Annotated in this window: 23 protein-coding genes and 2 pseudogenes; 14 read left to right on the top strand and 11 right to left on the bottom strand. The window is 61.2% G+C overall.

Going from position 1 to position 20,290, the window contains the following annotated elements; all coding sequences use genetic code 11:
- Window positions 1-113: 113 nt before the first annotated feature.
- Both LOS8367_RS16540 and LOS8367_RS16535 read right to left on the bottom strand, forming a co-directional pair.
- Window positions 114-464 (bottom strand): helix-turn-helix domain-containing protein, encoded by a 351-nt coding sequence (locus LOS8367_RS16540; protein WP_085897649.1) that lies wholly within the window; start codon window positions 462-464, stop codon window positions 114-116.
- Between the two features lie 173 nt (window positions 465-637).
- A complete protein-coding gene (locus LOS8367_RS16535) occupies window positions 638-1,402 on the bottom strand; it encodes a metallophosphoesterase (protein ID WP_085897648.1) in 765 nt (254 codons plus the stop codon).
- Between the two features lie 355 nt (window positions 1,403-1,757).
- Between LOS8367_RS16535 and LOS8367_RS16530 the strand changes: the two genes are divergently transcribed.
- The 7 genes from LOS8367_RS16530 to LOS8367_RS16500 all read left to right on the top strand — a co-directional run bounded on the left by LOS8367_RS16530 (window position 1,758) and on the right by LOS8367_RS16500 (window position 8,085).
- Window positions 1,758-2,438, top strand: coding sequence for a nucleotide-binding protein (locus LOS8367_RS16530; protein ID WP_085897647.1), 681 nt, complete (start codon window positions 1,758-1,760; stop codon window positions 2,436-2,438).
- Window positions 2,422-2,748 carry a hypothetical protein gene (locus LOS8367_RS16525; protein WP_085897646.1) on the top strand — a complete coding sequence of 109 codons (327 nt, stop codon included), beginning with the start codon at window positions 2,422-2,424 and terminating at the stop codon, window positions 2,746-2,748. Before LOS8367_RS16530 ends, LOS8367_RS16525 begins: the two co-directional genes overlap by 17 nt.
- 283 nt (window positions 2,749-3,031) lie before the next feature.
- Window positions 3,032-3,919, top strand: a complete 888-nt coding sequence (locus LOS8367_RS16520) for a replication initiation protein (protein ID WP_085897645.1) — start codon at window positions 3,032-3,034, stop codon at window positions 3,917-3,919.
- 671 nt (window positions 3,920-4,590) lie between these two features.
- Window positions 4,591-5,568: a TRAP transporter substrate-binding protein gene (locus tag LOS8367_RS16515; RefSeq protein WP_085897644.1), complete on the top strand. Its 978-nt coding sequence runs from the start codon at window positions 4,591-4,593 to the stop codon at window positions 5,566-5,568.
- 66 nt (window positions 5,569-5,634) lie between these two features.
- On the top strand, window positions 5,635-6,147 hold the full coding sequence (locus LOS8367_RS16510; RefSeq protein ID WP_085897643.1) for a TRAP transporter small permease: 513 nt from the start codon (window positions 5,635-5,637) through the stop codon (window positions 6,145-6,147).
- 15 nt (window positions 6,148-6,162) lie between these two features.
- Window positions 6,163-7,446, top strand: a complete 1,284-nt coding sequence (locus LOS8367_RS16505; RefSeq protein ID WP_085897642.1) for a TRAP transporter large permease — start codon at window positions 6,163-6,165, stop codon at window positions 7,444-7,446.
- Between the two features lie 387 nt (window positions 7,447-7,833).
- Window positions 7,834-8,085, top strand: a complete 252-nt coding sequence (locus LOS8367_RS16500) for a type II toxin-antitoxin system CcdA family antitoxin (RefSeq protein WP_085897689.1) — start codon at window positions 7,834-7,836, stop codon at window positions 8,083-8,085.
- Window positions 8,086-8,108: 23 nt separating this feature from the next.
- Here the strand turns inward: LOS8367_RS16500 and LOS8367_RS16495 are convergent, their stop codons facing one another.
- Window positions 8,109-8,351, bottom strand: a complete 243-nt coding sequence (locus LOS8367_RS16495; protein WP_085897641.1) for a hypothetical protein — start codon at window positions 8,349-8,351, stop codon at window positions 8,109-8,111.
- A gap of 364 nt (window positions 8,352-8,715) precedes the next feature.
- Between LOS8367_RS16495 and LOS8367_RS16490 the strand changes: the two genes are divergently transcribed.
- Genes LOS8367_RS16490 through LOS8367_RS16480 form a run of 3 tightly spaced genes read left to right on the top strand, consistent with a single transcriptional unit; the run spans window position 8,716 to window position 9,734 of the window.
- A complete protein-coding gene (locus tag LOS8367_RS16490; protein WP_207569289.1) occupies window positions 8,716-8,973 on the top strand; it encodes a hypothetical protein in 258 nt (85 codons plus the stop codon).
- 26 nt (window positions 8,974-8,999) lie between these two features.
- Window positions 9,000-9,308, top strand: coding sequence for a hypothetical protein (locus tag LOS8367_RS16485; protein WP_133056358.1), 309 nt, complete (start codon window positions 9,000-9,002; stop codon window positions 9,306-9,308).
- A gap of 3 nt (window positions 9,309-9,311) precedes the next feature.
- Complete coding sequence (locus LOS8367_RS16480) at window positions 9,312-9,734, top strand: hypothetical protein (protein WP_085897638.1); 423 nt, start codon at window positions 9,312-9,314, stop codon at window positions 9,732-9,734.
- A gap of 113 nt (window positions 9,735-9,847) precedes the next feature.
- Here the strand turns inward: LOS8367_RS16480 and LOS8367_RS16475 are convergent.
- Window positions 9,848-10,141, bottom strand: a pseudogene (locus LOS8367_RS16475) (integrase core domain-containing protein); the annotation flags it as partial.
- 172 nt (window positions 10,142-10,313) lie between these two features.
- Between LOS8367_RS16475 and LOS8367_RS16470 the strand changes: the two are divergent.
- Window positions 10,314-10,553, top strand: a pseudogene (locus LOS8367_RS16470) (IS3 family transposase); the annotation flags it as partial.
- Window positions 10,554-10,820: 267 nt separating this feature from the next.
- On the opposite strand, the gene LOS8367_RS18895 reads toward LOS8367_RS16470, so the two are convergent.
- The 3 genes from LOS8367_RS18895 to LOS8367_RS16465 form a co-directional block, all read right to left on the bottom strand.
- Window positions 10,821-11,540, bottom strand: a complete 720-nt coding sequence (locus LOS8367_RS18895; protein WP_133056356.1) for a hypothetical protein — start codon at window positions 11,538-11,540, stop codon at window positions 10,821-10,823.
- 35 nt (window positions 11,541-11,575) lie between these two features.
- Window positions 11,576-12,880, bottom strand: a complete 1,305-nt coding sequence (locus tag LOS8367_RS18890) for a hypothetical protein (RefSeq protein WP_133056355.1) — start codon at window positions 12,878-12,880, stop codon at window positions 11,576-11,578.
- A 543-nt stretch (window positions 12,881-13,423) separates the two neighbouring features.
- Window positions 13,424-14,059 carry a hypothetical protein gene (locus LOS8367_RS16465; protein ID WP_085897636.1) on the bottom strand — a complete coding sequence of 212 codons (636 nt, stop codon included), beginning with the start codon at window positions 14,057-14,059 and terminating at the stop codon, window positions 13,424-13,426.
- Between the two features lie 410 nt (window positions 14,060-14,469).
- Here LOS8367_RS16465 and LOS8367_RS16460 point away from each other — a divergent pair, with 410 nt between their 5' ends.
- Together LOS8367_RS16460 and LOS8367_RS16455 are read left to right on the top strand one after the other, a co-directional pair.
- A complete protein-coding gene (locus LOS8367_RS16460) occupies window positions 14,470-15,084 on the top strand; it encodes a hypothetical protein (RefSeq protein WP_085897635.1) in 615 nt (204 codons plus the stop codon).
- Window positions 15,081-15,347 (top strand): HGGxSTG domain-containing protein, encoded by a 267-nt coding sequence (locus LOS8367_RS16455; RefSeq protein WP_207569288.1) that lies wholly within the window; start codon window positions 15,081-15,083, stop codon window positions 15,345-15,347. The genes LOS8367_RS16460 and LOS8367_RS16455 overlap by 4 nt, the downstream gene beginning before the upstream one ends.
- A 17-nt stretch (window positions 15,348-15,364) precedes the next feature.
- Here the strand turns inward: LOS8367_RS16455 and LOS8367_RS16450 are convergent, their stop codons facing one another.
- A complete protein-coding gene (locus tag LOS8367_RS16450) occupies window positions 15,365-15,751 on the bottom strand; it encodes a VanZ family protein (protein ID WP_207569287.1) in 387 nt (128 codons plus the stop codon).
- A 4-nt stretch (window positions 15,752-15,755) separates the two neighbouring features.
- Complete coding sequence (locus tag LOS8367_RS16445) at window positions 15,756-15,998, bottom strand: helix-turn-helix domain-containing protein (protein WP_242665628.1); 243 nt, start codon at window positions 15,996-15,998, stop codon at window positions 15,756-15,758.
- Between the two features lie 125 nt (window positions 15,999-16,123).
- Between LOS8367_RS16445 and LOS8367_RS16440 the strand changes: the two genes are divergently transcribed.
- Window positions 16,124-16,957 (top strand): tyrosine-type recombinase/integrase, encoded by an 834-nt coding sequence (locus tag LOS8367_RS16440; RefSeq protein ID WP_165761506.1) that lies wholly within the window; start codon window positions 16,124-16,126, stop codon window positions 16,955-16,957.
- A gap of 65 nt (window positions 16,958-17,022) precedes the next feature.
- On the opposite strand, the gene glmS is transcribed toward LOS8367_RS16440, so the two are convergent.
- Together glmS and glmU are read right to left on the bottom strand one after the other, a co-directional pair.
- Window positions 17,023-18,843 carry a glutamine--fructose-6-phosphate transaminase (isomerizing) gene (gene glmS, locus LOS8367_RS16435; RefSeq protein ID WP_085897632.1) on the bottom strand — a complete coding sequence of 607 codons (1,821 nt, stop codon included), beginning with the start codon at window positions 18,841-18,843 and terminating at the stop codon, window positions 17,023-17,025.
- Window position 18,844: 1 nt separating this feature from the next.
- The gene (gene glmU, locus LOS8367_RS16430) at window positions 18,845-20,197 is read right to left on the bottom strand and encodes a bifunctional UDP-N-acetylglucosamine diphosphorylase/glucosamine-1-phosphate N-acetyltransferase GlmU (protein WP_085897631.1); all 1,353 of its coding nucleotides are present in this window, start codon (window positions 20,195-20,197) and stop codon (window positions 18,845-18,847) included.
- Window positions 20,198-20,290: the final 93 nt, after the last annotated feature.

Genomic DNA, 20,290 nt, shown 5'->3' with positions numbered 1-20,290 from the left:
TGAAAGAGGCGAGACACGAAGAGAACCGCACCGTCTCTGAAAGAGATCTTTCAATCGGGCATGCACAAACGATGCAGGCGTCGCAGTTCCGAGAGCCACTGAGATTTGCAGGTCTACTCGTCCATATCGGTCATGCTTTTGGCGAGGCTCAGCAGGGCCTGCTTTTGCCTGTCCTTCAAGGATGTCCAGATCCGAAGCAGTTCGGCCGAGCCGCGATCCGGAAACCTTGATAGCGGCGGTTCTGACTGTGCCTCGCCTTCGAAGAAATAGGTGATGGGCACCTCCAGGGCATCGGCGATGTCCCACAGCCGCGAGGCCGAAACCCGGTTTGCCCCGGTTTCATACTTCTGGATCTGCTGGAACTTGCATCCAACCGCATCCCCCAGATCCTGCTGCGTCGTTCCTCTTATCCAGCGCCCTTGGCGGATGCGCGTGCCGACGTGTTTGTCGATGGGGTGGGTCATTACCATCCGTCTCGGTATATGCGGTCGCAAAAGGAGGCTTCGCTGCCATCTGATCCGGGAAACCGGGTCGCAACGTGTCAACTTTTCTCAACTTAAGGTAGCGATGCGGACGAGCGAACGCAACCATCTTGGTTGGCGCTGGGACCTGACATACAGTCATCCGCACCAGGGGGTCATGAACTGTAAAGCCGTGCTTCCACGATGCGCAAATCGCCCTTTTCGATTATCGCGGCACTCAGCTGACCGCTCGCATAGGCTCCCGTATCCACCGCGATCCGACCCGCTTCAGCTCTTGCCTGATCGACAATGGTGTGGCCATGCACGATCCACACCCCGTCCTGTCGAGCCACGCGATCGAAGTTCGGATGCCCCCACAGCAATGTCTGCTCCGATTGCAAGCTGATCGGTAGTTCGGGGTCCGCCGCCGCATGCACTACCGCCACGTTGCCGCTGCGCCAAGACAACGGCAAATTCTGCAGCCAGGTGATGGCGTTATCCCCGAGGCTCTCAGCCAGCGCATCGCGCGCTGCGACCAACCTGGCCGCGTCCGTCCCCTGCCCTACTCCTCCCACTCCGAAGCTGGCAAGCGTTTGCAGACCGCCGTTACGCAACCAGCGAGGGCCATACCGCTCCGGGTCTTTTAGAAACTCCAGGCACATCGCCTCATGATTGCCCTTTAGACAGACAAGGCCCGACTGCTCACGCAGTGCTTCGAGCACTTCCTGGCTTTCCTCGCCGCGGTCCAGATAATCCCCCACTAGGATGACCTGATGATCCGGCGCCTCCCGCTTGAGCCGATCCAGCATCAGGAAAAGAAGATCTGCGCGTCCATGGACATCGCCGATGACCGCCAGCGGCGTGGCCGGCGCGAGCACTGCGTCGAAAACTGGCACAGTACGGGCACCCAAGGCCCGGCGAAGACGAGCTAGAAAACGCATGAGGTCGATATACAGGTGAGAGCGTCCGGAAGACCAGCCGGCTCAACCTTCTATCGCGGATCTTGCTTCACACCCCCGAAAACACCACCCCGAGAAGTGGGGAAAAATATATAAAAACAGTGGGATGTCCATGACTATTCGCAGCCGATGTGAAGTGTTTATCTCTAGGGTCAAGTATACCAAGAATTCCCAAGGTACCCATGGCATGGCAGGGATACCGTAGAGTACGGTACGCATGGCAACGCAGTCACACTATATCCATGGCTGTCCAAGGATACCGATGCCTACCCTTGCAATACCTAGCCCAGCCATGGGTAGGGTGGGCTAGAGCAGACAAGAGTAGGAAAGACCCACCATGCCTACCGTATCATTTGCCAGCTCAAAGGGCGGAGCTGGCAAGACGACATCGTGCATCATTCTAGGAACGGAACTTGCTGCGCAGGGAACCCAGGTTGTGATTATCGACGCGGATCCGGCGCGCCGCCTGACACGCTGGTCTCAACTCGCTTCGCTCCCACGTGGAATCGAAGTGGTTGCCAGTGCGGGGGAACGACAAATCCAGGATGAGATCGCCGCAGCTCGTGGCCGCGCTCCGTTCGTTCTGATCGACCTGGAAGGAACCGCGAGCCGTCTCACATCCTTTGCCATAGCCGAATCCGATCTCGTGATCATCCCGGCGGGCGAGGAACAACAAGATGCGGATGCGGCCATCGAAACCTTGGCCGAGGTCGCGATGGAGGGCAGGGCGCGTCGCCGCGACATTCCGGCCGCCATCCTCTTCGCCCGTACCTCCGCTGCCGTGAAAAGCAAGCTCGAGCGGCATATCCAAGCTGAACTCAAGGCGGCAGCCCCGGTCTTTGCCACGCAGTTGCATCGCCGGACTGCGTTTTCATCACTGCACAATGCCGGCGCCGGCTTGCGCGATCTCGACCCTGCGGAAGTGAACGGTATCGAAAAAGCGGTTGATAACGCTCAAGCCTTCGCCTCCGAAGTGATTGATATGCTGGAGAAAGCTTACAATGCCCAAGTCGCTTGATTTCAGTCGCTTGAAGCAGTTCGAAGCGGAAGTCTCGCGCACTCCGGCACCGAGCAAGACCAGGCAGTTGCTTCCAGAGGCCCCGAATTCCTCATCTTTAGACAGGCAAGAGGAGACGTCTGCCACGGGGCCTGCGGCACAACCGGCGCGCTGGCCTAGCCGGCAAGAGATTCGTGATGGCCAGATCTCCATCAAGGCACCCCTCGATACGATCGAGCGCTTCAAGCTTCTTTGCAAATCCGACCGGCGTACATACGCGGATATGCTGGACATCTTGATGACCCATTTTGAAGGGCAGGGGAGGGCGTAAGGCCCTTCTATCCTTTCAGGATTCAAGATTCATAGATTCAGGGGCGAAATTTGCTCATGAAATCAGGGAGTTCTGATCGTAAATGTGAGGAAACCGGGGCAAGCGGTGAGGTTTTCGGGGCGAAGGATGAGGTTTCCGGGGCGAAGGGTGAGGTTTCCGGGGCCTTGATGTGAGGTTCTCGGGGGCGAGACTGGAAGTTATCCACAGTCCCTCCCTCTTGAAAGGGTGAAGGATATCCTCCAAAAGAATTCACAGTAAGTTCGGTTGTCGCGAAAGTTGTATCATGTCCGGTGATGTACGAGTTCTTGCACTGACGCCTTCGCGTGACGAAGCGATCAAGCCATCGGAACTCATACAGATCACTGGACACCAGACGCTTACGTTGAATGCGCGGCGCGCGATCACGATCCTATGGCACAATGCGCATCAGCAGGGCATTCGCGAAGGCAAGGATTATTCGATCGAGCTTGCCGAACTCAGGACCGATGGGCACAAGGGCTCCGAGATGATCGAGGAGGCCATTGTCTCCTTGATGCAAACGATCCTAACTGTGAGGCTTTCGGGGGGGCGCACGCGTCGTGTCCAGTTCCTTGGCGGTAACGACATGGATGACCCGGACCGCTCGGCAGGGGTGCTGACCTACTCCTTCGACAAGCGGTTGGTCGAAATGCTGCGCGACAGCTCGATCTGGGGCAAGATAGCGCTGCCGGTGCTGATGGCGTTCAGCTCGAAATACGCGGTTTCGCTCTACGAGAATGCCTCGCAATGGTCGAACCTGAGCCGCAAGGTCTTTCAGGAGATCACGCTGGAGGAGTTCCGGCAGATGCTTGGGGTAGAGGAGGGCAAATATCCTGCTTTTGGTGCGCTCAACAAGCACGTGCTGAAGCCTGCCGCAGACGAGATCAACGCTCTGGCACCCTTCAATATTACGCTGGCCCCGCTTAAGACCGGCCGCCGCGTGACCCATATACGGGTCGGGTGGTGGCGAAAGTCGGAGGAGGAGCTGAAGGCGGCATGGGCCGAAGCCCAACGTCCCAAGGTGGGACGGCGCGCCCGCATCTTGGGTAAGGTCCAGCATCTGGCTCCTGGTTCCTCGATCTCCTCCTCGCTGCGCAAAGAACGGCTGTCCCGCAACTCTTCCCCGAATGCCTCACTTTTGGACGAAGAATGAGCGGGAAGCCGAAGTTGCCGCCCATGGTGATGACCGAGGCTGGAGGCTCGCGCCTCTGGATCAGGAAGATCTTGGCGTGCGGGCGGCGGTCGTGGTCGTGTCTGTTTCCCCAATCGGCAAACGCGCCTGCGTACTCGGGTCACTCGTGGCACCACGCCTCTGCATGAGGCGAACATCGAGACCTTGAGCCAGAGCCCTCCAGCCAGCCTCGCGCGTGGCCGCGTTTCCCGCGACGGTCCGTGCCCGGCTGGCCACAAGGGCCAATAACGCCCGATCTCGGGCGTGGTGAAGCCGCGCCGTATGTCGACCTTCCGGAGATCTGTTCCAGGACCGATCCCATCGGCAGAGCCTTGCCTTCTTGTCCACGGCATTCAGGGCTCGGAGCTGATGGTCCTCAATTCGGCAGCGGGAGCGGAGGGCCTTGTACCCTCGTTCGGTTGCGGTGCCGCTGATCCCGATCAGCCTAGGTCGCTGCGGATGTCATCTGGCATCTCTCATCGGGTTGCGCGTCGCCTTGATGCAATTCTGCGACCGGCCGTCGCGATATCGATGCCGAGATATGCCGAGCAGGGTTGCACCTGCCGGAACGCGACGTCAGAAACTCGGCCAGGTTGAGGAAGCCATCGGTGTGGTGAACCGCACCGTGTTCTGGCTTTCAAGAGGAGGATGACATGTCGTTTATCGCACGCGGGCTGATGGCCGCCATCATCGCAGGTTCGGGACACGCGGCCCTCGCCCAGACCGAGGTCAAGCTCGGCTATGCCTTGGCGCCCGCCTCGCATTACGGTGTCGCCGCCGAAGCCTGGGAGGCCCATGTCGAGGAAGCCACCGAAGGCGAATATGATTTCGTGCATTTCCCGTCTTCCGGTCTAGGCGGCGAGCGCGAGGTGATCGAGGGTCTGCAGCTGGGGACCGTCGAGACCACGATTGCCTCGTCGGGAACCCTGTCGAACTTCGTTCCCGAAGCAGGGGTGTTCGACATCCCCTTCCTGTTTCGCGACTTCGACCATGCACGCGCCGTCCTCGACGGACCGGTCGGACAGGAGATCCTCGCCAGGTTCGAGGATGTTGGCCTGAAGGCACTTGCTTGGGGCGAGCAAGGCTTTCGCCATATCACCAACAACCGCGGGCCGATCAACACTGCCGAGGACCTGGCCGGGCTGAAGCTGCGGACCATGGAGAACCCGACCCACATCACCGCCTTCGAAACGCTCGGCGCTGCGCCGACGCCCATGGCCTGGCCCGAGGTGATCGGCGCGTTGCAGCAGGGCACGATCGACGGCCAGGAAAACCCGCTCACCGTGATCACCTCCGCGAAGCTGTCGGAGGTGCAGGAGCACCTGACGCTGTCGGGTCATGTTTATGCCCCGACCGTGTTCCTTGTCTCGCTGCCCTTCTGGGAGGGGCTGTCGGAAGACGAGCAGCAGGATTTCCAGGAGGGTGCGATCGCGGCTCAGTCGGCGATGCGCGCCTATGTCGACGAGATCGAAGCCTCGGGGCTCGAGCAGCTCAAGGCCGAGGGCATGAGCGTCAACGAGCTTTCGTCCGAGGAACGGGCCGCTTTCCGCGAAGCGCTGGCGCCAGCTTATGCGCGCTATGCCGAAGAGTATGGCAGCGGGCTGATCGACCGCATCGTCGCGGCCGAGTGATCCACCGTTGACGCGGGGCAGGGGCCATCGATGGCCCCTGCCTTGGTCGCCCGAAAAAGGCCTGCCATGCTCGAGAAGACGGATCGCATGCTGACGGCGCTGAACCGCTGGTCCTTGATCGGCCTTCTGACAGCGATGGTCTGCATCATCTTCGCCAACGTGGCGCTGCGCTACCTGACAAATCATTCGATCATCTGGGCCGAGGAGGTGGCGCGATACCTGATGGTCTGGATGACCTTTCTCGGCGCGGGTCTGGCGCTGCGACGGGGCGGCCATGTCGCGATTACTGCACTGCCTGACGCGTTGGGACCGCGGGCGGCCATGGTGCTGCGCGGGGTCGTGGCGCTGCTGCTTTTGGGCTTCGCCGCGCTGATGGTGAAGATCGGGGTAGACTACATGGGGCGGATGGGCCGCCAGCTTACCCCGGCGACGCGGATCTCGTTCTGGTGGATCTATCTGGCCATGCCGATGGGCTTCGCGCTGTTCGCTGCCCATCTGGCGCTGGCGCTCGTGAGCTATCTGCGCTCGGGCAGCTTCGAGCCCGCGGAACGTTCCGCCGCCCCCCGCGGTCTGGCCTGAGCCGTCGGAGACGACATGACCCCGATCCTTTTTGCAGCCTTCTTCATCCTGCTGGCGATCGGCATGCCCGTCGCCTTCGCGCTCGCCATCGCGGCGGGAATTGCCGTCAGTCTCGGCTCGTCCTACCCATCGATCGTCATCGTCAAGGAGATGTTCTCGGGCCTCGACAGCTTTCCGCTCATGGCGGTGCCGTTCTTCATCCTCGCGGCCGAGTTGATGTCAGGGGGCGCGATGACGCGCATCCTGCTGAGCTTTGCCGGGCAATTCGTAGGCCATCTTCGCGGAGGGCTGGGTTACGCCAACCTGATCTCCTCCACCATGTTCGCGGGGATTTCGGGTTCGGCGCTGGCAGATGCGGCGGGGCCGGGCGCGATGATGATCCGCGAGATGGAGCGCAACGGCTACGACCGCTCCTACGCCGGAGCGCTGACGGCCGCGAGCGCAGTGGTCGGACCGATCATTCCGCCCTCGATCATCATGATCCTCTACGCGATGCAGGACGAGGCGGTTTCGGTCGGCGCCCTCTTCATGGCCGGCATCCTGCCGGGCCTGCTCATCACCTGTGCCATGGCCGCCGTAAACTGGCATGTCTGTCGCAGGCGCGGGTTCCGCAGCAGCGCACCGATGCCGTCGCCGCGCGAAATGCTGCGCACGACGCTTTACGCGCTGCCGGCACTGTTCTTGATCGTCATCATCATCGGCGGCATTCGCGCCGGGATTTTCACGCCCACGGAAGCCTCGGTCGTCGCAGTGCTCTACGCGCTGCTGTGCGGCATGTTCTTCTACCGCTCGCTGAAGATCTCGCAGCTGCCGCAGATCGTGCTCGATGCCGCGCTGCTGAGTGCCGCGATCCTGCTGATCCTGGCAGGCGCTCGCGCTTTCGCCTGGGTGCTGATCATCGAAAGCGTGCCGCAGAGCTTGGCAAGCGCGATCGTGGCAATGGAGCTGAGCCCCCTGTTGTTCCTGTTGATGGTCAACCTGCTGCTGCTGGTCTTCGGGCTGTTCATGGATCCGCTGCCGGGCGTGATGATCCTGGTGCCGATCCTTGCGCCGATCGCCGCGGCGCTGGGGATCGACCCGGTGCATTTCGCGATCGTGGTGATCGTGAACCTGACGATCGGCCTGATCACGCCGCCGGTAGGCAGCCTGCTCTTCGTGGTCTCTTCGGTGGTCAAGCTGCGGGTCGGAGATCTGGTGCGCGAGATGCCACCGTTTCTCGTGGCTCATCTCGTGGTGCTGCTGGCACTGACCTTCATTCCGGCGATTTCCGTTTGGCTGCCCCGGATCAGCGGGTTCTAGCATCCATGATGCAGGGCGCAGGCATGGTTCGCGCGACCCCGATGAAAGATGCTTGAGTTTTGGCCGCGACAGCGTGGGGAGGGGCTCGACGAGAGCCGCCTGCTGCTGCTTCGGAGATGTTGGTGCAGCTCCAAGGCCAGGTCGTACGCGCCTCTGCGGGGCCCGAAGTCATCCGCAACGAGGCCGGGCTCGACTTGCTACTTTGAAGAAGTGGCGTGGCGTTCCCGATGCCGAGTGGCTGCTGAGTGGCGCCGATATCACCGCGGGACCGGTCGAAAACCTGTGGCGGCTGCGCGAGAGCTGACGGCCGACATCGCGACCTCTGCCAAGCTTGCAGGACGCGGCGCTTGATGGCCCTATGAGCGGTATATGGTTTGGGAGCAAGAGATGGGCATTGCCACTAAACGAAAAACCTCGCTCACGCTGGATGCGGCTTTGCTGGATTCAGCCCGGAACCTCGGGATCAATGTTTCGGCCGTCGCGAACGCGGCCTTGAAGCACGCTGTCGAGGACGCCCGGCGAAGCAAATGGCTCGAGGAGAACTTAGAGACCTTCGCCGCTCAGGCGGAATGGCATGAACGGAACGGTCACCCTCTCGCGGAGATCATCAGCTCGCCCGTGGCTTGGACTACTGCATAGATATCGGCACTAATCTTAAGACGTCAAACTTCTGCACCTGGCCGCGGATGGTTCAGGGCTAGGTGCAAGCCAGGGACACCGCTCCTCTCGATATGCTTCGCCTCAGCGGAGAGCGCCGCTTCATTCTCGCGAAACCAAGCGGCAGCACGCTCTTCGGGGCTCGCGGTCGCCATATCGGCAGCGATAAGCCCCTTGATATAGTCGGTGGTATTGGTTCCCCGGATCGCAGCCCACGCCATGAGTTTGTTCTTGTAACTCTGGTCCATTCTGATTGTCAGGTTTGCCATCGGCGGCCCCGATGCGAAGTTGCACATAACGAATGTAGTGGAACGTATATGCACCACAAGGCTGACCGTGCGCTTCGTGACTCGGCTTTGGGACCTTCAGGCAGCGCAGTTTGCAGCGCGCCGAGCGTCATCTGGGGGCAGTGCATTCTGGTCAAACCAAGTTAGCAGGTGGGGCAAGAAGACGTACGGCGTCATCACGTCGGGCGACACCACGGTCCAGATCTGATTACCCGGATTCTAGTAGCCCGCGCCGTCTGGTATCTGCGCCTGACGGAGGGTATGTTGGTGGTCTCGGTCGCCTCGCAGCTGGAGAAGCGCGGGCGGCAGCGCCTGCTGACGGCCCTTGCCAAGCGCCCCCGTGAGAGACAGCGTGGCGCGGATCGAAAGCCTCGACGCGGTGGTCGAGCGCATGCTCGACGACGCCGATCTCGACTGGTTCTACGAGAGGCTCGAACACTTCAAGGTGCCGCACCTCGCGAGACCGGACATCGCGCGGCTGGCGCACGCTGCCCAAGGTCAGCCCGGCCGAGGCATGTGGTGCCGCAGTTGCCGGTGGCGGTCGAACCGCGTAGCATGTCAGGGCGTTCGGCTCCTGAACTAACCCAGTTTTGGGAATTTATCATGGCCATGAAGACCACCGATGCACCGACCGGCCCCAAGCCCGTCCTGATCCTCGATTGGAAGGGCGCGGTCATTCTCGGTATCGTCATGGCCCTGCCGTTCCTCTATTTCGTCGGGGACGCCCTTGGCATACCGGCCGTGCGGGGAACCGGAGCCATCGCGCTCATCGCGGTTACTTCGGTCATCGCGGTCATCTGGAATGCGCGCAAGCGGGCGAACTCAATCCGCTCCGTACGGGAGCATTACGATCGGGCTATGGCGTCTGCCGATGCCTTCAAGGACGCCATTGCGAGGGCGAAGGCCCACAAAGCTTGACGAATGCTGCCGCCTGATCCGCGAAACCGGGCGGCCTTCGATTACCATGTCGACGCAAATCCGGCACGGCGCATGTCGCTCTCCGATATCGAAACGGAAGGCTTCGTCTGGGTTCAGTGGCTTCAACAAAACCAATATGTCGCGCGTCCTCCGTCGCCGGGACGCTGGCTGCAGATCGCGGCCTATCTTTGCGAGATCGCAGGTGTAGCCCTGACGGCGCTCGGGCTTCTGGGTTTGGTCCGGCCGCCCCTCGGTGAGGTGGCAACCTGGGGCGGCGCGGGCGTGATGGCGGTAGGTGCCTATATTTCGAACCTTGCGCGATCAGCCGTTCGACCGGATGAGGACGCCGCCGACCTGGTGCGAATTCGTCTCGATGAACTCACATGGGAAGCCGATCGTATCGCCGAGAGCCAGCGCCCGCCCTGAGAAGGGCCTCGGGTGTCACCGGGCGACAGCGGTGCATCCAGATCGACCTCGACGCCTTCGATAAGCGCCTTCACACGATTGAGCTGCCCCAACTGAGTGCTCCAAGTTGATTGTTAATGCATGGTTGGCCTCCGGTCGACGGGCACGATGCTTTCTGGTGCTGGCGGGCGGTAGCCCAATGAGCTGTGAGGCCGGACGGTGTTGTAGTGCTTTCGCCATCGCTCGATCAGGATCTGCGCCTCGCGCAGCGTGTAGAAGATTTCCCCATCGAGCAGCTCGTTGCGGAAGCGGGCGTTGAAGCTCTCGCAGTAGCGGTTCTCCCACGGCGAGCCCGGTTCGATGAAGGTGGTCTGGGCGCCGACGGCTTCGATCCAGTCCCGCACCTTCGTGGCCACGAACTCGGGGCCGTAGCACCTATGGAAGGGAGGCCATGGGCGCCTGCGGAGCCCTCATATCGCGCAGCAGGTGGCCATGGCCGGGTCTCAGGTCTCTTACGGTGGTGTTGCACACCACCCACCGAAGAGGAGACCGACCATGACCACGCTCCAGTCTATGCCAATCGACGCCGTCCTTGTCGCCATCGACGTGCGACGCCGCTACACAGGTGCGGACGTGGTCGCCACGCTCGAACGTGTCACGCGCGAGCATGGCATCCCCCGCTCGATCCGGGTCGACCAAGGGCTGGAATTCATCTTCAAGGACCCCGATCTCTGGGCATGGATGAACGGCGCCATCCTCGACTTCAGTCGGCTTGGAAAGCCAACGGACAACGCATTTGCCAAGGCGTTCAACGGGAAGGTCAGGGCCCAGTGCATCGATCAGAACGCTTCGCTTGGCCATTAGGAAATCAGCACAGCGATCCAAGTCTTACATTCGGCGTTCATCGATTTGTTGATACCTCCCCCGGCCTGAGCCGGGGGAACCAAAAGAGCTGAAATGAAGCTTACAGCTCCCACTCCATCGGATCGTCAGCACTTCTCTCGCTAAGCACAAAGACTGGGTTCCGACCCAGGAAGTGGCTCGTGTTGCTGTCGGGAAGAAGTTTGCGAAACAGTAATGTCTCGAACGACAGACATGACATCCGAACTACCTTTCGTCCCTAGTAAGCATGCCTGTGAATGCCGTTACCGCAATGGCAATGAAAATGGCACCCAAAACTCTCTCAAGTACAAAAAGTACATACAAGATCCAGCCCCAAGGGGTTGCGGTATTCGCTCGCCAGAATGACTCGGATCCCAAATCAAATAGCGGCACAAACGACCCGAGTGAGTAGAAGAAAGGAGAAAAGTCAGGATAATCCGTTACGTATCTTGAGCCCTCCACATCGCCATACCGGACAGGAATGTACATAGGTGCATCGCAAGTGGAGGAAGGGGCCAGATATTTGAGGTCTCCACAGAGTACTACAGAGAGATGGTACACGAGAGAAAAGGCGACAATCAACGCCAATGAAAGAAAAATAGCTCTCCAGGGGTTGTGACCATACTCTGCTACAAGGTGAAGGGCCTTGTTTACAATGCGCTCACCGAATGGAGTATCGCGTGAATATCGCTCTTGAATGCGGCGGCGAATTGAAACTTTCTGAGCAGCGCGATCATACCCCATCTCCTGTAGCGCCAGTGATGCTTGGCGCCAAGGCTGCGGATTGAACCGCTCTCGGATCTCGTTGCTCGACTGGGACAACAGCCAACTTATACGCGCGTCTGCTATATCTTTGTCTTGGCGCAGACCAGCGCCACCTGAGATGCCATTTGGATTCTGAAAGTACTTGTATTGAAATCCATCCAACCTAAGATAGGGCTGCATTCCATCGGGGCTTTCGCGCGCTTCAGTCTGTGTGTTTATTGGAATCGGCCAACCAGAAGACACATCATCCAGAACACAGCATTCCGCATGTGAAAGATCAATAGTGCCGCTGGGACATTTCTCTGGCAAAGTGAGGCGGCCTGATATGCAGGCCTCCTGAATTGAAAGAGCGGTGTGCCAGTATTCGTGAAAATTCTTGCTGGCTGCCTCTTTGCCTTTCGGGATCTTTTTCCCCCAAGACCGCCCGTCGGACCACTGTTCAACGAACTGCTGGTTTCTTGGAGTACTTCAGAAGACTCTGAACTTGGGAGAGATCCGGCAACTTGGGCCTCGTTGCTGGAGAGCAACGCACCTTGAAGCGTCAGTCGACCATTGACCGTCATCCTGTGAGCAAAGATGAGGCCCTCAACGACTGAATTTCTAAGGTCTAGCTGCCCTTCAATTCTCGAACCATCGAGCCTAATCGCAAAATCCTTGAAGCGCTTGATTTTAGACCCTGAGAGATCGAGGCCAACCTCAAAATTCGAGTAGTTTAAGTCCAGGCCGCCTTCAATCTGGGTCTTGCCATTGATGAACGCTCCTCCTCCGAAATTTGACATGGGTGCACTAAAGGCACTCTCCTCTCCGTTGCCGATCCTGCACCCACTTACTACGAATACACTTTGGAAATTGGATTGATATAGATCAATCTTGCCAGGGATTTTGCAACCTGTCATGAACCACCGCCCAGCAGAAACGTGTTTAGCGGAAATTCTTGCGATTCCTTTCGGGAAGGTAACGGATAGAAATTGAATTTCTCCGGGTATATCTGCTTCGCAGATATCAATTCGCCCTTCGAGCTTCATAAAGCGCAGGCAAACGCTATCAGCCCTAACGCCTTTTGCCTTAAGGGTGCCAACCTGACCGTGCGAAAGGCGGGCCATTCCTTCAATGCGGGCAGATGCTAGAGATAGCTCTTTATTAACTATACACCTTTCAAGAACCACGTCTCCATTTATCGAAGATCCACCTAGGTCAAGCCCACCTTCCAGCTTGCACTCAGCTAACTCCATTGACGGAAGATTTTTTATCTCTGTCAGGATTAGACGTTCCTTGATCTTGGCGCCCTTGAGCGAAAAACCTGCAGGATTTGGGATCCAGTCGGCCCATTCAGGATGCTCAAACGTTCCAGTTGCCAAGGCTTTTACAAGGTTAGCTGATACTTCTTCGCCTTTAAAGTCGGGTGTATCATGGCTATTCCCGCCTCCAGACGCATTTACTAAGCAGCGCTCGAGATCCGTTGGCTGGCCGTTCGATCCGGAAAAGTACTGAGGTGGATGGGGTAATGTAGTTATAGTCAAATCTTCTGCTCATATTTTTCGGCGCGCCAGTTATCAAGGTTGCAAGCGCAAGGAGTTTATTTTCTGTCTGGATTTGGCGGCGACGGGGCCTGTGCCCTCAAGGCATTGGGCCCTCTACACGCGCGCTATATATTTATTGCCTGAGGCGACTATTTTATCTTATAGGCTTTCGAATCTCCTCCCACTCAGTGGCAGCAAGCTGCACTCTGCAAGTGTGTCCAGACTCATATGTCAATCTTAGATTGGCAAGGTGGGCGACTGTCGGTACCGTGCATAGGCGTTGATGATGTGCCCGCCTTCTCTCTTCCTACCGTAGATGGCTTCGATTGCGCCCTCGTGACGGTGCGGGATTTCATTGCGGGTTGAGTTCATCCGGTATTGGGCAGTCTTGGGCCACGCTTCGATTTCCAGAACGTCGCTCCAGCGTTGCCATGGACAGTCGAACGCAGCCTAGGCCGGATCGGTTGATAAGATTGCACAGCTGTGAGAGCAGGGGCCGACGCTTACCAGGCATCAGCCCTCGCCTCGTAATACCGACCAGGATCAGCTGCGAGGGGATCGCGCGTAGATCAGATCCATGAGCTGGTAGTGATCACGTTTATGCAGTTCCATCATTTCTTCGGACAGACACAGCACCCAACCGCCTGCATTTCGCGGCCTTCCTTGCAGGCCTGTCGCCATGCAGCGGGTCTCGGACTGCGCTTCGCACCATTGTGCGAGATTTTGAAGCCGTTCGGACCCGCGAACGTAGCAGCGCAGTGTGCCGAATTTTTCCTTGATATCGGAAATTTCGATCTCTTCGCCCTCGGCGGCCCATTTCACCATGCGGTCAGTCATCACTTGGGCGATCCATAGCCATCCGGTCGGATAGTCGAGCACGGCACTTGAGCCTTCGATGCCGGCCTCCTCAAGTTCCGCCTCCAGATCGCCAAGCAGAGCTTCCCGCATGCGCGGATCGGGCGCCCCCCAAGGGAGGGGCTCAACGGGCTCATACCAGCGATAGCTCAGTTCCCACGCTTCGCCCAAGACATCTTTGATCCTGTAGATTGCCCCTGGTTCGGGATCTTCGTCAGGCCCGAACCGTAGGTCTAGACGGGCACCCGATTCATCCTTGCGGCGTAGACCGAGGGTTGCGCGGATCTGGATGTTCGCGGCAATTGGGTCGAATTGGTCAGCCATGGGTATGGCTCCTTGTTCCTGAATGTGGACAAGGGGCGACCGTTCAGCCGGGCGGGATCTCGAATTTCAGATGGTGGGACCATGCACGCCGAACGGCGCCCCAGCTACGGGGCGTCATCGTATCGCGCGTAAGGTGGTCCAGTTGCTCATAGGTTAACTGTGGGCCACCGGGAAGAAGCCGTCAAGAACGAGCAGGGGATGACATTAGGGGGTGAGCTTTTGGCGACGCGAGCTCATTGGTAGCGGAGCATCTTGTCAGTTGCTTGCAAGTACAGCCGCTATCCTTGGGGGCTGATAACGCCCTCTATCGGGCATCACCCCCGGGGGCTTGGCATCGAAACCCCAATACAACCCCATGCACAGTAGAAGAGACGCGGGATTGCTGCTTGTGCGGTGGCAGGGCAACACGCATGATCGCCGCCATGGTTGGAAAGAAGACGACATCGGAGCCCCAGTTCCGGCCGAAAAAGCATTCGGCGGCGAAGCTTCTCTCAGGCGAGGCAGCGCTGCCGACGGATGACAGAACATTCGAGGCGCGCAAGCTCACCGAGATCGCCGAGCTTCTCTGGCTGCCCCAAAGCTTGCCGGAGTCCGAACGAAACGCGCGGCTCCTGCGGGCGCTTGAGCTCTACGAGGGGCTGGAACCCCAAGGTGCCGCCGAGGGGATGCTGGCAGCGCAGATGGTTGGCACGCACGCGGCTGCGCTCGATTGCCTGCGGCGGGCGGCGTTCCCGGGCCAGAGCGACTGGGGACGGGACTCGAACCTCAAGCACGCCCAGAAGCTGATGGCGCTCTACGCGCAGCAAATGGCCGCGCTCGACAAGCACCGGGGTAGAGGTCAGCAGAAGGTGACCGTGGAGCATGTCCACGTGCATTCCGGTGGGCAGGCTATCGTCGGCAACGTGGAAAAAGGAGGCGAGCGGCAAGCTCAGCCTTCAGGACCGCCGGCGCTCTTGGACGCGCTCGAGACCCCGCTCGTGCAGCAGAAAACGCGCAAGCCGTCGAAGAGCCGGAGAAGATCGTGAGCGGGACGCATCCGCGCAATACCGGGCCGATGCGCGCCAGCGTTCGCTGTGGGGCCCGGACGCGTAAGAGCACGCCCTGCCAGGCCCCGGCGGTCGCCGGCAAGGCGCGCTGCCGCATGCATGGTGGTTCGGCGGGCTCCGGCGCGCCCAAGGGCAACCGGAACGCGCTGAAGCACGGGCAGTACACGGCGGAGGCGCGGGCCTTCGAGGCGCATGTCCGGGAGCTGCTGCGCCGGGGACGCGAAGGTCTCGAGGAGAATTGAGCGGGGAGGGCCTGCGGTTACTCCGTGAGCGCAGGCGCGCGTCGCTTCAGGCGTTGTAATGGTCGATACAGCAGGAGGCCGAGACCCGATCCGGTGATTAGCCCCAGACCGTCGGCCAAGGCATCCCTCTGGTCGCCACTGCGCCCCACAAAGGGCTGCAGGACCTCGATGAGCACCCCGTAAAGTGCGAGGGCTGGCAGAAGGCCCCACAACAGCCTTGGCGCGAGCGCGGCGGTGGGCAGGGCAAGCGCGGCGAAGGCGATCAGGTGATGATGCTTGTCACTGCCCGGCATGGCTTGGGGGACGTTCAGCGGGATCAGCGTCAGGACGCCGATTACAAGCGCCAGTAGCAATGTCAGGGCAAGGGCGGCCGAACGGCAATTGAGAACAAGAATACGAAGCAAAGTTCTATTTCTCTAGTGCGGACAGGGTGATGCGAATGCCGGGGCGGTCATCGGGCGAGCCAATGAACTCGATGCCCTCATTTTCCAAAGCGGTCCGGAGGGCAATCATATTCGGGCCGGTAATCTGGGCAACATTGGCTGCGGCTTCGGCTCGTTTGATTGTACTGACGCTTACTCCACTCGCACGAGCAAGATCTGAGACCGACCACCGAAGAGCAGCTCTAGCCGAACGAATCTGAGAACTCACAATAGTTGACAACCGCCCCTCCGTGATACCATATGGCTCATATGAGACAATATGAACCGCATTCAGATTCCTACGAGTGGCGCGCTAAGTTCGCTCACCTTGAGGGTGCATATGCCCCTGCAACAATGCGTTCTTACTACAGTGATGTGGAGATCTACGTCCAGTGGTGCGCGGATGCGGGACGAGTTGCTTTCCCAGCACAAATCGCCACTCTGTGCGCTTTCCTCGAAGCGCAGGCGCAGGAGTTCGCTCCTGCAACAGTCCGCAGGCGCATCTATTCGATCCGCAAGATCCATAGATTACTGCATCTTTCAGACCCTACGGGAGATGAAGAGGTCAACCTTGCGCTTCGACGGGTCCGTCGTGCCAAGCTATCACGTCCGAAGCAGGCCAAGGGGCTGACCCGGGCCTATCTCGACCGATTTCTTGCAGCGCAACCGGAGACGCCGTGGGGGTGGCGGAATCGCGCGATGCTGGCGCTCGGCTATGAGTGCCTGACGCGCCGGTCCGAACTCGTCGCCCTCCGCTCCGAAGACCTGCTCTGGCGCGAAGACAGGACGCTACGGGTCATGATCCGCCGGGGTAAGGCTGATCAATTCGGACAGGGACGTATCGCCTTCACCTCGTCCCGAAGCCGGGAATTGGTCGACGCTTGGCTCGCCTGGCGCGGACCCGACTACGAGTATCTGTTCTGCCCGATTTATCACGGCAGGGCTATCCCGCGCCCCCTCAGCTGCACGAGCATCAAACGACTAATCAAGGACGCCGCCCGCGCAGCCGGTCTCGATCCCTCCGTCGTCGCTGACTTCTCGGGTCATTCCATGCGGGTGGGTGCTGCGCAGGACCTGTTGCGCGCCGGGAAGGATACGGCCTCAATCATGCGAGCGGGCGGGTGGAAGTCGGTGAATGTGCTGGCCCGCTACCTCGAGCAGGCCGAACACAATGTTTGGCACGAGTGAATTTCTGAATTCCCCGTTCCTGTTTTTATACCCCTCACACTCGACGTAAGGGTCCAAAAACCATCTCACTCGACGGTGACGGATTTGGCGAGGTTGCGGGGCTGGTCGACATCGGTGCCCTTGGCCACGGCGGTGTGGTAGGCGAGCAGCTGCGCCGGCAGGGCGTAGAGGATCGGGGCCCAGAGCGGGTCGATCTCGGGCAGGGTGATCACCTCCCAGGCGCCCTCGCCGGCGATCCGCGCGCCGGTGGCGTCGGTGATCAGCAGCACCTTGCCGCCGCGCGCCATCACCTCCTGCATGTTCGACACGGTCTTGTCGAACAGCTCGTCATGCGGCGCCATGACGATCACCGGCACGTGCTCGTCCACGAGCGCGATGGGGCCGTGCTTGAGTTCGCCCGACGCGTAAGCTTCGGCGTGGATGTAACTGATTTCCTTTAGCTTCAGCGCGCCTTCCAGCGCCAGCGGGAACATCCGGCCCCGGCCGAGGAACAGGATGTCGCGGGCCTCGGAAAGCTCGCGCGCGACGCGCTGGCATTCGGCCTCGATGGTCAATCCCTGATGGATCAGTCCCGGCAACTCGCGCAGGCTGCGCAGATGCCCGGCGAGTTCGGCCGCGTCGAGCGTGCCGCGCTGCCGCGCCGCCTCGAGCGTCAGGGCCCCCAGCACCAGGAGCTGGCAGGTGAAGGCCTTGGTCGAGGCGACGCCGATCTCGGCACCGGCGAGGATCGGCAGCGCGAGGTCGCTGTCGCGTGCGATCGAGCTTTCGGTGACGTTGACCACCGACAGGATGCTGGAGGCCTTGCCCTTGGCGTAGCGCAGCGCCGCCAGCGTGTCGGCGGTCTCGCCCGACTGGCTGACGAAGAGCGCGGCAGAGCGCGCCGGGATCGGCGGCTCGCGGTAGCGGTATTCCGAGGCGACGTCGATCTCGACGGGCAGCCGCGCCACCTGCTCGAACCAGTACTTCGCGACGTTGCAGGCGTAGAAGGCGGTGCCGCAGGCAACCAGCGTCAGCCGGTCGATCGCGGTGAAGTCGATGCCGGGCGCGGGCAGGGCGATCTGGCCCTCGGGCGTCAGGTAGTGCCCCAGCGCCTCGGCCAGCACGCGGGGCTGCTCGGCGATCTCCTTGGCCATGAAGTGCTTGTGCCCGGCCTTGTCGACCTGCGCCGCCGCCTGGGCGATGCGCTTCTCGGGGCGCGAGGCCTCGCGGCCCTGCGCGTCGAAGATCACCATGCCCGCGCGGGTCACCTCGGCCCGGTCGCCTTCCTCGAGATAGGTGATCCGGTCGGTCAGGTTGCCGAGCGCGATCGCGTCCGAGCCCACGAACATCTCGCCCTCGCCATGGCCGATGGCCAGCGGGCTGCCCTTGCGCGCGGCGATCATGAGGTCGGGCTCGCCCTCGAACAAAAAGCACAGCGCATAGGCGCCCTCGAGCTTGGCGATGGTGGCCGCCGCCGCTTCGCGCGGCGCCAGCCCGCGGTCGAGATGCAGCTGGCAGATCAGCGCCACGGTCTCGGTGTCGGTGTCGGTCGCGGTGCCGATGCCCGCCTCGGACAGTTCGGCGCGCAGCGCCCGGTAATTCTCGATGATGCCATTGTGGACCACGGCCACGCGGGCGCCGGCATGGGGATGCGCGTTGGCCTCGGTCGGCGCGCCATGGGTGGCCCAGCGGGTGTGGCCGATGCCGGTCATCCCGCGCAGCGGCTCATGCACCAGCTTGTCGGACAGGTTCACCAGCTTGCCCACGGCCCGGCGGCGGTCGAGACGGCTCTCGTTCAGCGTCGCGATGCCGGCGCTGTCATAGCCGCGATATTCGAGCCGGCCGAGCGCCTCGACCAGCAGCGGCGCGGCCTCGTGTGTTCCCAATACGCCGACGATCCCACACATCTCAGTTATCCTTGGTCTTGGCGGCCTTCGCGGCGCGCAGCTTCTCGAAGAACCGGGTCGCGAAGCCCGGCTTGTTGTCCTGGCGCGCCCGGCCCACGGCCATGTCGCCCGCCGGCACGTTGTGGGTCACCACCGTGCCGGTCGCGGTCATCGCGCCGTCGCCCAGCGTCACCGGCGCCACCAGCATGGTGTTCGAGCCGATGAAGGCGTCGCGGCCCACCGTGGTGCGGTGCTTGAACACGCCGTCATAGTTGCAGGTGATCGTGCCCGCGCCGACATTGGTGCCGGCGCCGATATCGGCATCGCCCAGATAGGTCAGGTGGTTGATCTTGGCGCCGGTGCCGATCTGCGCGTTCTTGATCTCGACGAAGTTGCCGACATGCACCTCCTCGGCCAGCTCGGCGCCGGGGCGCAGCCGGGCGAAGGGGCCGACGGTGGCGCCGCGCGAGACGTGGCAGCCCTCGAGATGCGAAAAGGCGCGGATCCGCGCGCCGCTCTCCACCGTCACGCCGGGGCCGAACACCACGTTGGGCTCGATCACCGTGTCGCGGCCCACCACCGTGTCGCGCGCGAAACTCACCGTCTCCGGCGCCACCAGCGTCACCCCGTCCTCCATCGCCCCGGCCCGGGCCCGGGACTGGAACGCGGCCTCGGCGGCGGCCAGTTCGGCGCGGGTGTTGATGCCCAGCGTCTCGGCCTCGTCGCAGCGCACCACCTCGGCCCTGAGCCCGGCCTCGCGCGCGAGGCCCACGATGTCGGTGAGGTAGTATTCGCCCGAGGCGTTGTCGTTGGTGACGCGGTCGAGCAGCGAGAAGAGCGTGTGACGATCCGCGGCGATGACGCCGGAGTTGCACAGGGGGATGGCGCGGGTCGCCTCGTCCGCGTCCTTGAACTCGACGATGCGGTCGAGCGCGTCGCCATCGGCGACGAGGCGGCCATAGCGGCCGGGATCGGCGGCCTCGAAGCCCAGCACCACGATATCGGCGCGGGCGCGCGCGGCGAGCATCGCCTCTAGCGTTTTGGGCCGGATGAAGGGCGTGTCGCCATAGAGCACGATGGCATGGCCCTCGAAGCCCTCCAGCGCGGCGCGCGCCTGCTGCACGGCGTGGCCGGTGCCCTCTTGGCTTTCCTGCCGAACGGTGACGATGCCTTCGTCGAAGGCGGTGGCGGCGCGCTCCACCGCCTCGGCGCCGTGGCCCGCGACGACGATCATGCGCTCGGGCTCGAGCGCCATGCCCGCCGCCATGGCGTGATGAAGAAGCGGCGACTGGCCGATCTCGTGCAGGACCTTCGGAAGGTCCGAATTCATTCGCGTGCCCCGGCCTGCGGCCAGGACGATCAAGGCCACGCCCATCTTTGCCCCTCTTGTTGCTAATTGCGTCTTTTACTAGCCATTTAGTTGGACTGCTGCTGGCTCATATATCACGAACTTTTGGTAGTGATTTGG

The sequence above is a fragment of the Limimaricola soesokkakensis genome, from assembly GCF_900172345.1.
GTDB classification, from domain to species: domain Bacteria; phylum Pseudomonadota; class Alphaproteobacteria; order Rhodobacterales; family Rhodobacteraceae; genus Limimaricola; species Limimaricola soesokkakensis.
Note: the sequence above shows the minus strand (reverse complement) of the source record. Positions and strands in the feature narration are given on the sequence as shown.

Coding starts and splice junctions, on each gene's coding strand:
- LOS8367_RS16485 (WP_133056358.1), top strand. CDS start 9,000: ATGAAGACCACCGATGCACCGACCGGCCCCAAGCCCGTCCTGATCCTC.
- LOS8367_RS16480 (WP_085897638.1), top strand. CDS start 9,312: ATGCTGCCGCCTGATCCGCGAAACCGGGCGGCCTTCGATTACCATGTC.
- LOS8367_RS16535 (WP_085897648.1), bottom strand. CDS start 1,402: ATGCGTTTTCTAGCTCGTCTTCGCCGGGCCTTGGGTGCCCGTACTGTG.
- LOS8367_RS16540 (WP_085897649.1), bottom strand. CDS start 464: ATGACCCACCCCATCGACAAACACGTCGGCACGCGCATCCGCCAAGGG.
- LOS8367_RS18895 (WP_133056356.1), bottom strand. CDS start 11,540: ATGCAGCCCTATCTTAGGTTGGATGGATTTCAATACAAGTACTTTCAG.
- glmU (WP_085897631.1), bottom strand. CDS start 20,197: ATGGGCGTGGCCTTGATCGTCCTGGCCGCAGGCCGGGGCACGCGAATG.
- LOS8367_RS16465 (WP_085897636.1), bottom strand. CDS start 14,059: ATGGCTGACCAATTCGACCCAATTGCCGCGAACATCCAGATCCGCGCA.
- LOS8367_RS16510 (WP_085897643.1), top strand. CDS start 5,635: ATGCTCGAGAAGACGGATCGCATGCTGACGGCGCTGAACCGCTGGTCC.
- LOS8367_RS16525 (WP_085897646.1), top strand. CDS start 2,422: ATGCCCAAGTCGCTTGATTTCAGTCGCTTGAAGCAGTTCGAAGCGGAA.
- LOS8367_RS16460 (WP_085897635.1), top strand. CDS start 14,470: ATGATCGCCGCCATGGTTGGAAAGAAGACGACATCGGAGCCCCAGTTC.
- LOS8367_RS16515 (WP_085897644.1), top strand. CDS start 4,591: ATGTCGTTTATCGCACGCGGGCTGATGGCCGCCATCATCGCAGGTTCG.
- glmS (WP_085897632.1), bottom strand. CDS start 18,843: ATGTGTGGGATCGTCGGCGTATTGGGAACACACGAGGCCGCGCCGCTG.
- LOS8367_RS16520 (WP_085897645.1), top strand. CDS start 3,032: ATGTCCGGTGATGTACGAGTTCTTGCACTGACGCCTTCGCGTGACGAA.
- LOS8367_RS16500 (WP_085897689.1), top strand. CDS start 7,834: ATGGGCATTGCCACTAAACGAAAAACCTCGCTCACGCTGGATGCGGCT.
- LOS8367_RS16505 (WP_085897642.1), top strand. CDS start 6,163: ATGACCCCGATCCTTTTTGCAGCCTTCTTCATCCTGCTGGCGATCGGC.
- LOS8367_RS16495 (WP_085897641.1), bottom strand. CDS start 8,351: ATGGACCAGAGTTACAAGAACAAACTCATGGCGTGGGCTGCGATCCGG.
- LOS8367_RS16440 (WP_165761506.1), top strand. CDS start 16,124: ATGCGTTCTTACTACAGTGATGTGGAGATCTACGTCCAGTGGTGCGCG.
- LOS8367_RS16530 (WP_085897647.1), top strand. CDS start 1,758: ATGCCTACCGTATCATTTGCCAGCTCAAAGGGCGGAGCTGGCAAGACG.